Genomic DNA, 14,392 nt, shown 5'->3' with positions numbered 1-14,392 from the left:
CCAAAGCCATGCTCAGGAGGCCTTGGCCGAGAGGTCACGGTCGAACAAAGTCGACCATGTGAATTGTTTTGCCGCCGAGACCTCACGCGATACGTCGAGCCGCGGCAGAACCTTTTCCCCGAAGCGGAAAGCCTCTTCCAGCAATGGCATGCCGGAAAGGATGAAGGTATTCACGCCCGCCTTCTTATAGGCCTCCAGCGTGCGGATAACAGTATCCGGCGAACCGACAATCGCGGTTCCCGGGCCCGGCCGCACAAGGCCGATGCCAGCCCAGAGGTTGGGGGCGATTTCAAGATCGCGCAGGTTCTCCGGTTTCTGGCCACCGTGCATCGCCGTCATGCGCTGCTGGCCGACGGAATCGGTCTTGCCTACGAAACGCTGGTTTGCGGCAATGGCCCGCTCATCCATGCGGCCGTATAGATCGGCCGCAGCGGCCCAGGCCTCTTCATCCGTATCGCGCACGATGACATAAAGGCGAATCCCGTATTCCAGCTCGCGACCGAGCTTCTCCGCCCGCGCCTTGACGAGATCGACCTTCGCGCCGATCTGATCCGGGGTTTCCCCCCAGGAAAGATAGGTCTCGACATGTTTGGCCGCGACGTCGATGGCCTTGTCCGAGGAACCGCCGAACCACAATGGCGGCGGCTCTATGCCCTGCCCAACCGGAAGGGCGAGTTTCGCACCGTCCGTCTGGAAATACCGGCCCTTGAAATCGACCGTTTCGCCGGCAAAAAGACGGTGCCAGATCTGCAGATATTCATCCGCCATATCGTAGCGCTCATCATGCGGCATGGTCATGCCGTATGCGCCGAGCATCTTCGCATCGCCCGAGACGACATTGATCAGCAGGCGGCCGCGCGAAAACTCCTGAAGCGTTGCCGCCATCTTGGCAAGCAGCGTCGGCGCCACAAGGCCCGGATGAATGGCGACCAGAAACTTCAGCCGCTCGGTATAGGAAAGCAGCGCGCCCGCCAGAACCCAGACGTCATGCGCACCGGTGGCAAACAGCGCACCGGTATAACCCAGCTGGTCGTAAGCCAGAGCCAGCTGTTTGTAATAACCGAGATCGACCTTGCGGGACCCTTCCGGCTGCCAGGGATAAGCGCCATCGGGCGCGCACATGTACCAGAAAACATTCATCTGCCGCCTCCCGTGCTGGCTGACTGCCCGGTCAGAACCGGTAAAGAGAAATGACCGTGCCTGTAAAGCGTATCGGCCTCCTCCTGCTGTTCGGCAAGGATATTTTTGGCAGCGGCCAAGACCGAAAGGTCACGCGACCTCAGCACCTTGGCCCAGGACTGTGCATCACCTTCGCTGCCCGGTTCCGCAGCGAGAAGGGCGGCGGCTTTGTCGATATCCGCCATCACGGCCCGGCCGACGCGATCCAGTTCGGCCGCAATTGCCTGCCCTGTCTCGCCCCCTATGTTGTGGCGCGCAAGCGTCCAGAATAGCGAACGGTTGGGAATGGTGGAGCCACAGCGAACCAGAAGGCTTATCTCCTCATGGGTCAGAGCCTTTTCCAGTCGCGGCGACATCGTCACCCAGGCATCGACGCGGCCTTCCACGAGATCGCGCAGGCTATCGCTGTCGCCGCTTTCGATACGGGTCACATCCGCAAGGCCAAGCCCCGCCCCTTCCAGGCTGCGGGCCAGAAGATAGGTGTGAAACGATCCATCGATCAGCGAAATGCGCTTTCCCGAGAGATCAGCGGCTGAGCGGATCGGGCTATCGCGCCGCAGGAGGATTGCGCCATTGGCGGGCCTCGGCGCGGAAGCAGCGATATAGACCGCTGAAAGCCCGCGCGCATCCGCTTCTATGGGCGGCGTCGAGCCGGTGCCACCGAAATGGATGTCGCCCTTTTCCAGAAGAGCTGCCGTATCGCGGCCTTCACGATAGGCCACGAATTCCGGATCGAATTCTTCAAAGGCGCCGGGCCAGAGCCGGGCGAGACGTAAATGCAGATTGTTGGGATGAACCCCGATTTTCATGTCGACACCTCATTTCGCAATCAATCTACTTTTTTATAGAATGTTTTCGAGAAACGTTTTGGCGATCCTCGGCCGGAAAATGAAAGAGAAATCTACCAATCCTGTAGATTTTAAAAAATGCCGGATAGAGCTGAGATAAGACTCATCAAGCCATTGAAATTTATCGTCACACAATCTACTTTTTTGTAGTTTGAAAAATGGACCTATAGTCGTGACGAAACCGGTTTCCAATCTCATCTGCCGCAGCGTGGTGGAAGCGAGCGAGCTTTTGAAGCTTGTCGCCAACGCCAATCGTCTGGCCATCGTCTGTTATCTCATGGAAACGGAAGCTTCGGTTTCCGCGCTGGAATATGAACTCGGCATCCAGCAGCCTACACTTTCGCAGCAGCTTGCCGAATTGCGCGACGCCGGTGTGATCGAAGGATCGCGGGAAGGCAAAGCGGTGATCTATCGTGTCACCGATCCGCGCATCGTCCAGCTGGTTCTGACATTACGCGGTCTTTATACGGACCTTTCCGATGTGACCGGCAAGAAAGGCAGACGGGCTTTGCCGCTGGATGAGGCAATGTTCGACTAGCATGATCGACCTTTACACCTGGATCACGCCCAACGGCCTTAAAATCTCGATTGCGCTGGAGGAGTTTGGACTGCCCTATACCAGCCACGCCATCGACATCGAAAAAGGCGAACAATTTGCCGCCGATTACGTCCGCATCAATCCCGGCTCGAAAATCCCTGCGATCGTCGATGATGAAAACGGCACCGTCCTGACGGAATCGAACGCGATCCTCATCTATCTCGCCGAAAAGGCGGGCCGGCTTCTGCCCGCCTCCGCGACCGAGCGACTGGTCGTCACCGAATGGCTGATGTGGCAGGCCGCCAATTTCGGCCCGACACTCGGTTATGCCCATTATTTCCTGACCTACCATGCCGGACAGGCCCCCTTTGCCGAGACACGTTTTGCGACGGATGTGGAGCGCCTCTATCGGACATTGAACGACCGTTTAACGGGGCGGGAATATGTGGCGGGAGATTTTTCAATCGCCGATATCGCCGTCTGGCCATGGGTCTCGCGTTTCGCGCGCCACAAAATCAATCTCGATGATTTTCCGGCGGTACAGCGGTGGTATCGCCAGCTTGGACAGCAGGAGAGTTTTAAGCGCGGTTATCGCGTACCCTTCGCAACGTCGGATGTACCGGGACTTTAACTGGCGACGAGATGGCCGGGTGAAACCTCACGATATTCACGCGGCTTGACGAGATAATCGACCGCGCGGATCGGGCTTTTCAGCTCATCATTCGCAGCATCCCGCCGGGTGTTGCGGCGATCCGGGTCCGGCACCGGAACGGCGGCCATCAGCTTGCGGGTATAGTCGTGCTGCGGATTGTCGAAGACAGCAGCACGCGGACCGATTTCGACGATCTCGCCGAGATACATCACCGCCACCCGATGGCTGACGCGTTCCACCACCGCCATGTCATGGCTGATGAACAGGAAGGCAAGGTCGAGGCTCTGTTGCAGATCCAGCATCAGATTGATGACCTGCGCTTTGATGGAAACATCCAGCGCCGAAACGCTTTCATCCGCGACAATCACCTTGGGCTGGAGCGCCAAAGCACGGGCGATGCAGATGCGCTGGCGCTGACCACCGGAAAATTCATGCGGGTAACGCGACGCCATGTCCGGTGAGAGACCGACCTTTTTGAGCATGTCGGCCACCACATCCTTCGCCTCGCGGGCGCTTCCCATTCGATGCTCCAAAAAAGGTTCGGCAATCGCCGCACCCACCGTCATACGCGGATTGAGCGAGGCGAAAGGGTCCTGAAAGATCATCTGAACCGTCTTGCGCATGTCCCGCATGCCCGTCTTGTCGAGCGCAAGAATGTTCTCGCCGTTGACCACGACCGAACCGGCGTCCGGCTCGATCAGCCGCATGATGGCGCGTCCGGTGGTGGATTTGCCGCAGCCGCTTTCGCCAACCAATGACAATGTTTCGCCGGCCCTCAGATCGAAGGACACGTTTTCCACCGCGTGGACGCGGCCACTGAGACGCCCCAGAAGACCGGAGTGGATATCAAAACGCTTGGTCAGCCCCTCCACCTTGAGCACGGGCTGCGCGGCGGCATTGACGGTATCGGCCGGACGCGCCGGCTCCTGCGTTTCTCCCGTGGTGGTGTTGACGATGGGAAACCGGAACGGTCTTTCCTCGCCCTTCATCGACCCCAGAACCGGAACGGCGGACAAAAGTGCGCGCGTATAGGGATGTCTGCCGCGATGGAAAATATCGGCCGTCGCGCCGACCTCCACCTGCTCGCCGCGATACATGACGACCGTGCGGTCGGCGATTTCGGCGACCACACCCATGTCATGGGTGATGAACAGGACGGACGTGCCCTCCTCTTCCTGAAGCGTCTTGATGAGATCAAGGATCTGGCCCTGAATAGTCACATCGAGCGCCGTCGTTGGTTCGTCCGCGATCAGCAACTTCGGCTTTGAAGCAAGCGCCATGGCGATCATCACGCGCTGGCGCATGCCGCCGGAAAAGCGGTGCGGATATTCATCGAAACGCGAGGCGGCAGACGGAATGCGGACCTTTTCGAGAAGGCGGATCGTCTCTGCGCGCGCATCGGCTTTCGACATCGGCTGATGGCACAGCAGGGCCTCGGAAATCTGGTCGCCAATGGTGAAGAGCGGGTTGAGGCTGGTCATCGGCTCCTGAAAGATCATCGCCACTTCATTGCCCCGCACCCGCCGCATGGCGTCTTCGGAAAGGGACAGCAGGTTGCGACCACCAAGCAGGATTTCACCCTGAACCCTGCTGCTCTCCCGATCCAGCAGCCGCATGATGGAAAGCGAGGTAACGCTCTTGCCGGAGCCGCTTTCGCCGACGATCGCGACCGTCTCTCCCGGTCCAACATCGAAGGAAATATCACGCACCACCGGCTTCCAGCCGCCATCCACGTGAAAGGACGTGGTGAGATTGCGGACGGAAAGCACGGCGTCTTCGGCACCAAACGGTGCTGCCTGCGGCATGGTCATGATCGTTCCCTTTTCTTTATTCTGGTTGCAATGCTTTAGGGCACAGCGTCGCGGCTTGTTTCTTCTCCCCGACCGGGGAGAAGGTGGCCCGAAGGGTCGGATGAGGGGGCTAGCTCTCCGGATATCTCTACCCTTGCCCCCTCATCCCGCTGCCGCGGACTTCTCCCCCTCGGGGAGAAGAAGCTCGCGCACCCGCTCGTTCCATATGCAGTCGTTATTAGTCCGGCCAGCGCAGCATGCCGTCGAAACGGTGGCGGCTGCGGTCTTCGAACGGTGTCGCAATCACCTCGTTGGAGGCGCGCGCCTTGTCCAGTTCCTCGGCAAGCCGGGAGGCAACGATGGTTTCCTGGCCGGGATGAAGATTGCAGGGGTCGAGATAGAAATAGCGGTGCTCCACCTCGTGATCGCGGGCAACGATCGGCGGGTTGCCTTTGGCCAGCGCCGTCGTCAGGTCCCAGGCGGTGATATGCGCTTCCTCGGCATCGATGATGACACGCAGCCGGTCGAGCGGGTTATTGGTCGGGTCGGGCTCGATCAGCGCCGTTACACCCGGGCGTCCATCCAGCGTCTTTTTCCAGAGGTTGAGGTAGCCGGTTTCACGCTCGCGAATGCCGGCATGGTCGCGCTTTTCCCAGGCTTCCAGCGCCGCCATCACGCCGTAGATGCTTTCCTTGCCGACCTTCATGCCGCGGCCGACGCCCATATTCTGCAGGAAGGCGCTGCGCACCAGCTCCTTTTTGCCGGCGACGATGCCGGAAGTCGGGCCACCGAGGAACTTGTGGCCGGAATAAAGCACCACATCCGCGCCCGTTGCCAGAAACAGCTTCAGATCATATTCGGAAGCCGCATCCACGATGACAGGCACGCCCTTGGCATGGGCGATCTCGACGAATTCGGAAAGATGCAGCAGGCCGTAATCCACCACATGGTGCGAGACGACATAGACCGCTGCCACCGTCTTTTCGGTGATGGCGTTTTCCATGTGGAAACGGTGGGTCGATGTCGCCTGCCCGATCAGCACCACCTTGCCGCCGCCGAGGCGGATCGCCTGATCCACCGGCGCGCCGTAGCTTACCACATGGCCCATCTGCACCAGAACCTCGTTCTTTTCCGGGGTCACGTCGGGCAGCTTTTCGATGGCCAGCAAATTGTTGCCGGTGATCGCACCCGCAACCGCAAGGCTGATGCCCGCGGAGCAGGAGGCCGTGACGAAACCGGCCTCGCCGCCCGTCAGCCTTGCAATGATCGCGCTCGCCTTGCGTTGCAGATCGTTGATCTCGACGAATTGCGGCAGGATGGCCGCCATGGCCTCGACCGCTTCCGGAACGACAATGGAAGCACCAAGCGAGGTCATGGTGCCCGAGACGTTGATGACCGGGCGAAGGCCGATCCTGCTTCTGATATCCTCGGTCATGTCTTTCTCCTGTCTTTGCGATGCAACGGGCATCGACATATATGCCATAATAATGTAATAGCTTCTCAAAACCCGTGAGGAGCCAAAATTGGACGCCCATAAACTGGACGAAACGCCTTCAACCGCCCTTTCCGACGCCGCCGAAAACGCGGAGACGAAGGCGGCCAAGCGCTCGCGCGTCAGCGGCATCGACCGCGCCCTTCAGGTTATTGATTATCTTTACGAAACCGGATCGCCTGCCGGCGCTTACGCGATTGCCAAGGCCATCAAGGCGCCGCTTTCCACCGTTTATGTGATCGTCGACGATCTCGTCGAAAAGAACATGCTGGCGCGCAATGCCGATGGCAATATCTGGCTCGGCGCTAGGCTTTACCATTATGGCCTCGCCTATGCCCGCTCGCTGGATTTTATGGGTGTCGCCACCCACGAAATGCACGATCTGTGCCGCCATGCGGGCGAGACCGTGCAGCTTTGCGGCCGCGATGGCGACCATATGCTTGTTCTGGCCATGGCCGATGGTCCGAGCCATTTTCAGGTCGCCTCGCGTGTCGGCACCCGTGTTCCCCTGAACTGGACGGCCTCCGGCCGCCTGCTCGTTGGCCATCTGCCGGAGGCGGAACGCGTCGAGCTTTTCCGGCGCTGCGCCCGCACTTCTCCCACTGGGCGTGCGGAAATCAACCCGGAGACCCTGTCGCAATCGGCAGGTGCGGCCTTCCATGACCGGCTGTCGATACAGGTTGCCGAATCCGATTACGCCGTCGCCTGCATCGCCTCGCCGATCTGCGACAACAGGGGCGAATGCGTTGCGACGATTTCCATCGTGCTGCCGGAGCAGAAGGTGCTGGCGGACGAGAACCATTATACCGAACAGGTCAGGGTTTCGGCGGAACGGATCGAAAAGCTGATGGGCTGGCGCAACCATTGAACGGCCTCAATCCTTCAGCGCGACGATGGCTTCTATCTCAACGGTGATGTTGCCCGGCAGTGAGCCGAAACCAACGGCGGAGCGGGCGTGCTGTCCCGCATCGCCGAACACATCGATGAAGAGATCGGAGCAGCCGTTGATGACGCTCGGGTGATCGCGGAAATCGCTGACGGCATTGACCATGCCGAGCAGCTTGACCACCTTCTTCACCCGCGACAGGTCCCCCAGCGCCTCATGCATGACGGCAAGCAGGTTGATGCCGGTGAGCCGCGCATGGTTATAGGCCTCCTCCAGCCCGATTTCCGCCCCCACCTTGCCGGCATAAAGATGGCCGTTTTCCTCCCGCGGCCCCTGCCCCGAAAGATAAAGCATGTTGCCTTCCACCACATGCGTGACGAAATTGGCAATTGGCGGCGGCGGCGGCGGCAGGGAGATGCCGAGCGCGGCGAGCCGGTCATAGGGCGAAAGATGCCCTTCTGCGTCGAGCGAAGACTGTTTCACGCGAATTCCTCATAATGCCGGGAGGGGTATCCCGTAATGCCTGCGGAAGGCGGAGGACGGACCTCCGCCGTTCCAGTCGAGTTCAGCGCCAGGAATAACCATGGCTGTGGCGCACCAGCTTGCGCGCCCTTGGAATGTAACGGCTGGCAGCAATCGCCTCAGCGCCGATGACCGCGTAACGCGGCTCGAACAGGCGCTTCAGGCGCGAGACGTCGCCATTGGAATCGGTCGCTTCCAGATCGGCATCGACAAGATCGAAAACCGTGAAATCGGCGCGCTGGCCGACATCGAGACGGTTTTCCATATCGAGGCGGATGATGGAGGCCGGATTGCGGGTAACGGCCTCGACGACATTTTCGAAGGGCATATCGACCGACAGCAGCTTCGACATGGTGGTCGCCAAATCCCAAACCGGGAAATTCATCGAATGGCCATGCAAATCCGTGGAAATCGAGAAGGGCAGCAGCCCGCGTGCAATCGCCGCTTCCGCCACCTTGAAGGAGAAGGAGGCGCCGCCATGGCCGATATCCAGTCGGATGCCTTCACCGGCGCAGCGTTCGGCAAGGTTGAACAGGTCCTCGTCTTCCATGATGCTGGAGCCCGACTTGCCGTTGAAGCAATGGGTCACGACATCGCCGGGGCCGAGAATTTCCAGCACCTCATCGTAAAGTGCCGGCGGTTCGCCCACATGCACCATCATCGGCACTTTCAGGATCTTGGCGATCTTCTTGCCGAGCTTGACCGGTGTGACGCCCCAGGAGCCGGTGATGACATGGCTCGCCCGCACCTTGAGGCCGACGATATGTTCGCTGTTTTCGGCATAACATTCGAGGATACGATCGAGATCGATATCCTTGATGTCGCGCAGTTCCGGCACGCGGTTACAGGCGACGAGACCGATGGAGCCGAGATTGAGGAAGGCCTTGATGCGCTCTCTCGAGGGTTCGATGATATATTCGCGGAAACCGTGGAAATTCGCCTCGCCCGCCGAACCGGCATCCACCAGCGTCGTGACGCCGCGTTCCGCCCCGCATTCGGAGGGGCGGATGGAGATATCGGTGCCGCCGTGCCAGATGTGCACGTGCAGATCCACCCAGCCGGGCGAGATGAAGGCACCTTTGGCATCAATTCGCTGCGCATCCGCAGGCGCCTGCAGGGCAGAGCCTACCGCGGCAATCTTGCCGTCGCCGCCGATCAGAATATCGGTCGAGGCCTGGGACGCCCCCTTTCCGAAACCGATAGGTTTGACATTGGTGAGGAGAATGGGAGCTTGAAGAGGCGCTTTCGCCTGTTCGCCGGATGTCATCTTACAAATCCCTTCGCAGTCTTGGGTCGAGCATGTCCCGCAGCCCGTCGCCGACCATTTGCAGCGACAGCACGGAAAGAATGATGGCAAAGCCGGGGAAATAGGTCATCCAGTCGGCCTGACCGATATATTGGCGGCCGGCGGAGATCATGGTTCCCCAGGTGGGTATCTCGGGGCTGACACCGAGACCCAGAAAGGAAAGGCCCGCCTCTGCCAGCATGGCGCTGGCGAAAAGGAAAGTGCATTGCACGAGGATGGGCGAGACCAGATTGCGAAGCACATGCCGCGTCATGATGTGGAAGGTGGAAATGCCGAGCGCCTTCGCCGCCTCCACATAGGGCAATTCGCGGATCACCAGCGTCGAGGCGCGCACGATGCGGGCAAGGCGCGGCGAATAAACCACGGCAAGCGCGATGATGACTGTCGTCAGCGACGGGCCAAGCGCGGCTACCAGCGCGATGGCCAGCAGAATATCCGGAAAGGCCATCATGGCATCGATCAACCGCGCAATCGGCGTATCCAGTTTCTGGAAGAAACCGGCGAGCAAACCGAGCGTGATGCCGATCAGCGCCGAAAGCGCTACTACGGCGGCACCGACCAGAAGTGACAGTCTTCCGGCATAGATGGTGCGCGAGAAGACGTCGCGACCGAACTCGTCGGTGCCGAACGAGTAAAGCTCGCTTGGCGGCTTCAGGCGGTTCACGATCGACAGTTTCGACGGCGAATAAGGCGCGATCATCGGCGCGAAAACCGCGAGCAGCACAAAGACGAGCAGCACGATGAGACCGGCAGCGACCGTCTTGCGCTTCAACAGGCGCCGAATGAACAGGATGGTCGGGTTGCGCGCCGGCGGGGTGGTGGAAACAATATCGGCCATCAGTAACGAACCCTCGGATCGACCAGCAGGTAAAGCATGTCGATTGCAAAATTGATGAGCACGTAAAGCCCGGCGATGATGAGAAGCGCGCCTTGAATGACCGGATAATCCCGCCGCAGCACGGCTGAGACGACAAGATTGCCGACCCCCGGCAGGCCGAAGACGGTTTCCGTTACCACTGCACCGGAAATCAGCACGGCGGCGGTGAGGCCAAGCACGGTGAGGATGGGAATGAGCGCATTCTTCAGCGCATGTTTCATCACCACCCGGCGCTCCTTGACGCCCTTGGCTCTGGCGGTGCGGACATAATCGTCACCGAGAACATCCAGCATCGAGGCGCGGGTGAAGCGCAGGATAAGGGCTGAGGAGACAAGCCCGAGCGCGATGGCCGGCAAGGTCAGGTGATACATGCGCTCCATGAAGCTCGCACCCGGCCCGCCATAACCCGACACCGGAAACATATCGAGCCGCACGGCGAAGACCTGCATGAGGATGAGGCCGAGCCAGAAACTCGGAATGCTCGCCGCCAGCATCGCAATGGTGGTCGCGGCCTGATCCACGAAGGAACCACGCCGGTAAGCGGCGTAGATGCCGATGGGAAGTGCGATGACACTGGCGATCAAAAGCGAAAAGATCGTCAGGAAGAAAGTCGGTTCCGCCCGGTCCAGCAGGGCTGATCCAACAGGCATGTTGAGAAAGATCGACTGCCCGAGATCACCCTTCAGCAATTGGCCGATATAATAGACATATTGCACGCCGAGCGACTGATCGAGACCGAGCCGGCTGCGCAGCTCAGCAATATCCTGCGCCGTGGCATCTGGCCCAAGCATCACGGCGGCCGGGTCTCCGGGAGTGACGCGCAGGATGACGAAAACGATGGTGACGACGAGGAACATCACCACGATCATTCCTGCAAGTCTTTGGAAAATATACCGTATCACGTATCAAGGCTCCGAAGCGGGTGATAGGCCGCGACCAGGCGACGGTTGAACTGAGTTGCTTAAAGATCGACTGCTCACTTCCGTCATGCCGGACTTGATCCGGCATCCAGCCACCACGCGTCCGCGTGGTGAGAGAATCTTTTGCGATCAAGGACTTGATCGCGCTGGACCCCGGCTCAAGGCCGGGGTGACGGCGTGCGGTGCCGGCCTTATTTCGTGACCGAAGCGTTCCAGAAGTAAGGCCATGGAGCCGGATCGACGCCTTCCAGCTTGTTGGACTTGGCCGCCACGGCATTGAAGTCGCCGATCTTGATGAGCGGCAGCTCGGCATAGATCGTTTTCTGCACATTGGCCCAAAGCGCGATACGCTTCTCCGGATCGGCTTCCGAGGTGAAGGCGTCAACCGCCGCCTTGCGCGCCGGCGTATCCCACCAGCCCGGCGACCCGGTGGAGAGCGCGCCGATCAGCGCCGGCTCCGGCAGGAAGGGGCTGTGAGTGATGTAGATATCCCAGAGCTTCGGGTCGGCGCGGCGCTGCGTCAGCGTCGCCCAGTCCACCACCTGCATATCCACCTTGAAACCGGCAAGCTTCAGATATTCCGCCGCGACCTGCGCCATCTTGTAATGGAACTCATACTGGCGGCTGGTGAGGATGCGCAGCGGCTCGCCGTTGTAGCCGGCCGCCTTCAGCTTTTCGGCGGCGGCTTCCGGGTTGCCGAGATTGTAATTGCCCTCGACGCCCTCTTCCGAATGCCAGGAGAAATTATCGGGATAATAGGCGCCATCGAGCGCATAGAAATCCGTGCTGCCGAAAGCGGCCGCCAGCATATCCTCCATGTTCAGCGCTTCGGTCACCGCCTTGCGGACCTCCAGCTTGGAAGAAAGCCCCTCCTTCGTGTTGAACACGAAGACCGGATAACCGAAAGGCTTCAGCATCAAAGGCTGGGAGGCAGACGACGACTTCACCTTGTCGAAGGATTCCACCGGAATGGAATCGACGTAATCATATTGCCCGGAAACGGCGGCTTCGACGCGGGTATTCGGATCGGGCACCGGAACGAAGCGGATTTCATCGAGATACTGATGGCGTGCACCGCCATAACCGTCGCTTTCGCCATCGCGGGACTTGTAGCCATCGAAACGGACGAGCTGGATATACTGGTCGGCCTTGCGTTCCTTCAGCATATAGGGCCCGGTGCCGATGAATTCGGCCATCGGCTCCGCCTGCTTTTCGGCCGGCAGGATGATGGCTGCGGAATTGTTGAAGGCGAGCAGCGAAGCAAGCGGCGCATAGGGCTGCTTGAGGGCGATCGTGACCGTTCCGGCATCCGGCGCGGAGATATTCTCGATAAAGCCGGCTGCCTGTTTGCCGCGCGAGGCGATCTTCATCCAGCGGCCGAGCGAGGCGACGACATCTTCGGATGTCATGTCGCTGCCGTCATGGAACTTGATGCCCTGCCTGAGCTTGATCGTGTAGGTTTTGCCGTCCGCACTGATCTCGGGCAGGCTTTCCGCCAGAAGCGGTGTCACCTTCCAGCCCTTGTCGAAGGTATAGAGCGTTTCGAAAATATGCTGCGTGACGATGCCGACGAGATCGGCAGTAGACGCCATGGGATCGAGGGTCGGCGGCTCGCCGATGGTGGCGACATTGATGACGCCGCCCTTCTCCGCAGCCATCATTACACCCGGCGCAAGCAGCAAAGCGGCGGTGGCGAGAAATGCAAGTTTACGTCTCATGGTCAAGCTCCCAGCTCTTATGTGTTCCATTATTATGTTATATGCATCTTTATAACAGAATATCTCGATAAGACGCCTTGTCAATGACAATGCGGCACGATGATGGGTCTCCATGATCGGCGAAACGCAAGAGAAGTCTTCGGGAGAGGTGGCAGCACCGTTTAAGGCAATGAAAAAACGGGAGTTTCGCCAAAAAAGCGGTGTGCCGTGATATCCATCTCTTCCGGCTGGGAAAGCGGGAATGACGACCGGCGTTTGACTGCACAGGAAGAAAAGGGAATTAAGAAGGTTGGATATTTCGCATTTGCGAACAAAGTGCTATTAAAGAGCGGACTAACGCTAGGCCACCCCAGACATACCCGCATATTCTTATTAATCGTTACGCTATTTGACGCCGCCAGCCGTATTTTCAAGGGCTGCAGACAGACCTGATATTCTACACCGCCAAACTTTATTCCATGGCGGAACATTAATTTTTATTACGTTGAAATTATTGAGGAAATTATGAAGACGGCAATCGTGCATGACTGGCTCACCGACAGAGGCGGGGCCGAAAAAGTGCTTCACAACCTTCTTGAGATTTACCCTCACGCGGATCTGTACTGCCTTGTCGATTTCATGAGCGAGCGCGACCGGGGATTTCTCGGCGGCCGCCCCGTCAACACCTCCTTCATCCAGAAGCTGCCTTTCGCCCGGAAAAAATACCGCTCCTATCTGCCGCTAATGCCGCTCGCCATCGAACAGTTCGATCTGAGCGGCTACGATCTCGTTATTTCCTCGAGCTATGCGGTCGCCAAGGGTGTCATCACCGGCCCGGGCCAATTTCACGTCTCCTATATCCATAGCCCCATCCGCTACGCCTGGGACCTGCAGCACCAGTATCTCAAGGAAACAAGACTGACGCGCGGCTTTACCTCATGGATCGCGCGCGCCATTCTTCACTATATCCGCATGTGGGACATCCGCACCGCCAACGGTGTCGACCTGATGACGGTCAACTCCAAATTCATCCGTAACCGGGTGCGCAAGTGTTATGGCCGCGATTCCACCGTGATCTATCCGCCGGTGGACACATCCCATCTTTCCCCGTCCGAGCTTAAGGGTGACTATTTCGTCACGGCATCGCGGCTCGTGCCCTACAAGAAGGTGCACCTGATCGTGGAAGCCTTTGCAAAGATGCCCGACAAACGGCTGGTCGTCATCGGCGACGGGCCGGACATGAAACGCATCCGCGAAATCGCCACGCCGAATGTCGAAATCCTCGGTTTCGTCGGCAATGACGAGCTTCACAAATACATGGCCGAGGCCAAGGCCTTTGTTTTTGCAGCGGAAGACGATTTCGGCATCGTGCCCGTCGAATCCCAGGCGCTCGGCACACCGGTCATCGCCTATGGCAAGGGCGGCGTGCTGGAAACCGTCGTTCCGCTCGGCGCCTCCAACCATCCGACCGGCCTTTATTTCGGTGAGCAGACACCGGAGGCGATCTGTGCCGCCGTACAGGAGTTCGTCGACAATTCCGACCGCTTCGACAAGAACGCCTGCATCAACAATGCCGCCCGCTTCTCACGCGAGCGTTTCCTGCGGGAATTCGCGGATACCGTGAATTTCGCACTGGCTGAGCGGGCGTAATAAAGAAATGCCTTCGGCCAACATCTACGCAAGAA

General features: G+C 59.2%; 13 protein-coding genes. 4 read left to right on the top strand and 9 right to left on the bottom strand.

Features of this window, described 5'->3' with window-relative positions:
• Nucleotides 1-12: 12 nt before the first annotated feature.
• The gene (locus tag ACQZ5G_RS22160) at nucleotides 13-1,140 is read right to left on the bottom strand and encodes an LLM class flavin-dependent oxidoreductase (RefSeq protein WP_448738518.1); all 1,128 of its coding nucleotides are present in this window, start codon (nucleotides 1,138-1,140) and stop codon (nucleotides 13-15) included.
• Nucleotides 1,137-1,988: an ABC transporter substrate-binding protein gene (locus tag ACQZ5G_RS22155; RefSeq protein ID WP_448738517.1), complete on the bottom strand. Its 852-nt coding sequence runs from the start codon at nucleotides 1,986-1,988 to the stop codon at nucleotides 1,137-1,139. The genes ACQZ5G_RS22160 and ACQZ5G_RS22155 overlap by 4 nt, the downstream gene beginning before the upstream one ends.
• Nucleotides 1,989-2,199: 211 nt before the next feature.
• Here ACQZ5G_RS22155 and ACQZ5G_RS22150 point away from each other — a divergent pair, with 211 nt between their 5' ends.
• Both ACQZ5G_RS22150 and ACQZ5G_RS22145 read left to right on the top strand, forming a co-directional pair.
• Nucleotides 2,200-2,565, top strand: a complete 366-nt coding sequence (locus tag ACQZ5G_RS22150; protein WP_003519863.1) for an ArsR/SmtB family transcription factor — start codon at nucleotides 2,200-2,202, stop codon at nucleotides 2,563-2,565.
• 1 nt (nucleotide 2,566) lies between these two features.
• The gene (locus ACQZ5G_RS22145) at nucleotides 2,567-3,196 is read left to right on the top strand and encodes a glutathione S-transferase family protein (protein ID WP_448738516.1); all 630 of its coding nucleotides are present in this window, start codon (nucleotides 2,567-2,569) and stop codon (nucleotides 3,194-3,196) included.
• Here ACQZ5G_RS22145 and ACQZ5G_RS22140 read toward each other — a convergent pair.
• Nucleotides 3,193-5,028 carry an ABC transporter ATP-binding protein gene (locus ACQZ5G_RS22140; protein ID WP_448738515.1) on the bottom strand — a complete coding sequence of 612 codons (1,836 nt, stop codon included), beginning with the start codon at nucleotides 5,026-5,028 and terminating at the stop codon, nucleotides 3,193-3,195. The genes ACQZ5G_RS22145 and ACQZ5G_RS22140 overlap by 4 nt on opposite strands.
• 217 nt (nucleotides 5,029-5,245) lie before the next feature.
• The gene (locus ACQZ5G_RS22135) at nucleotides 5,246-6,442 is read right to left on the bottom strand and encodes an aminotransferase class V-fold PLP-dependent enzyme (protein WP_448738514.1); all 1,197 of its coding nucleotides are present in this window, start codon (nucleotides 6,440-6,442) and stop codon (nucleotides 5,246-5,248) included.
• An 88-nt stretch (nucleotides 6,443-6,530) separates the two neighbouring features.
• Between ACQZ5G_RS22135 and ACQZ5G_RS22130 the strand changes: the two genes are divergently transcribed.
• Nucleotides 6,531-7,367 carry an IclR family transcriptional regulator gene (locus tag ACQZ5G_RS22130; RefSeq protein ID WP_003519867.1) on the top strand — a complete coding sequence of 279 codons (837 nt, stop codon included), beginning with the start codon at nucleotides 6,531-6,533 and terminating at the stop codon, nucleotides 7,365-7,367.
• Between the two features lie 6 nt (nucleotides 7,368-7,373).
• Here ACQZ5G_RS22130 and ACQZ5G_RS22125 read toward each other — a convergent pair whose 3' ends face one another.
• From ACQZ5G_RS22125 to ACQZ5G_RS22105, 5 genes are all read right to left on the bottom strand, one after another.
• Nucleotides 7,374-7,868 carry a RidA family protein gene (locus ACQZ5G_RS22125; RefSeq protein ID WP_448738513.1) on the bottom strand — a complete coding sequence of 165 codons (495 nt, stop codon included), beginning with the start codon at nucleotides 7,866-7,868 and terminating at the stop codon, nucleotides 7,374-7,376.
• A gap of 82 nt (nucleotides 7,869-7,950) precedes the next feature.
• On the bottom strand, nucleotides 7,951-9,174 hold the full coding sequence (locus ACQZ5G_RS22120; protein ID WP_448738512.1) for an amidohydrolase/deacetylase family metallohydrolase: 1,224 nt from the start codon (nucleotides 9,172-9,174) through the stop codon (nucleotides 7,951-7,953).
• A gap of 1 nt (nucleotide 9,175) precedes the next feature.
• A complete protein-coding gene (locus ACQZ5G_RS22115; RefSeq protein WP_448738511.1) occupies nucleotides 9,176-10,051 on the bottom strand; it encodes an ABC transporter permease in 876 nt (291 codons plus the stop codon).
• Nucleotides 10,051-10,992 carry an ABC transporter permease gene (locus ACQZ5G_RS22110; protein WP_448738510.1) on the bottom strand — a complete coding sequence of 314 codons (942 nt, stop codon included), beginning with the start codon at nucleotides 10,990-10,992 and terminating at the stop codon, nucleotides 10,051-10,053. Before ACQZ5G_RS22110 ends, ACQZ5G_RS22115 begins: the two co-directional genes overlap by 1 nt.
• 209 nt (nucleotides 10,993-11,201) lie before the next feature.
• The gene (locus tag ACQZ5G_RS22105; RefSeq protein ID WP_448738509.1) at nucleotides 11,202-12,728 is read right to left on the bottom strand and encodes an ABC transporter substrate-binding protein; all 1,527 of its coding nucleotides are present in this window, start codon (nucleotides 12,726-12,728) and stop codon (nucleotides 11,202-11,204) included.
• A gap of 504 nt (nucleotides 12,729-13,232) precedes the next feature.
• Here ACQZ5G_RS22105 and ACQZ5G_RS22100 point away from each other — a divergent pair.
• Entirely contained in the window at nucleotides 13,233-14,357 is a 1,125-nt protein-coding gene (locus ACQZ5G_RS22100) for a glycosyltransferase family 4 protein (protein ID WP_003519874.1), read from the top strand.
• Nucleotides 14,358-14,392 lie beyond the last annotated feature (35 nt).

This window comes from Agrobacterium sp. 22-214-1 (assembly GCF_053522465.1).
The sequence above is the reverse complement of the archived record's forward strand: the minus strand, read 5'-3'. Positions and strand labels throughout refer to the sequence as shown.

Bases quoted from the DNA above. Each gene is read 5' to 3' on its own strand.
- ACQZ5G_RS22140 (WP_448738515.1), bottom strand. From the start codon at position 5,028: ATGACCATGCCGCAGGCAGCACCGTTTGGTGCCGAAGACGCCGTGCTT.
- ACQZ5G_RS22145 (WP_448738516.1), top strand. From the start codon at position 2,567: ATGATCGACCTTTACACCTGGATCACGCCCAACGGCCTTAAAATCTCG.
- ACQZ5G_RS22160 (WP_448738518.1), bottom strand. From the start codon at position 1,140: ATGAATGTTTTCTGGTACATGTGCGCGCCCGATGGCGCTTATCCCTGG.
- ACQZ5G_RS22135 (WP_448738514.1), bottom strand. From the start codon at position 6,442: ATGACCGAGGATATCAGAAGCAGGATCGGCCTTCGCCCGGTCATCAAC.
- ACQZ5G_RS22120 (WP_448738512.1), bottom strand. From the start codon at position 9,174: ATGACATCCGGCGAACAGGCGAAAGCGCCTCTTCAAGCTCCCATTCTC.
- ACQZ5G_RS22105 (WP_448738509.1), bottom strand. From the start codon at position 12,728: ATGAGACGTAAACTTGCATTTCTCGCCACCGCCGCTTTGCTGCTTGCG.
- ACQZ5G_RS22155 (WP_448738517.1), bottom strand. From the start codon at position 1,988: ATGAAAATCGGGGTTCATCCCAACAATCTGCATTTACGTCTCGCCCGG.
- ACQZ5G_RS22100 (WP_003519874.1), top strand. From the start codon at position 13,233: ATGAAGACGGCAATCGTGCATGACTGGCTCACCGACAGAGGCGGGGCC.
- ACQZ5G_RS22115 (WP_448738511.1), bottom strand. From the start codon at position 10,051: ATGGCCGATATTGTTTCCACCACCCCGCCGGCGCGCAACCCGACCATC.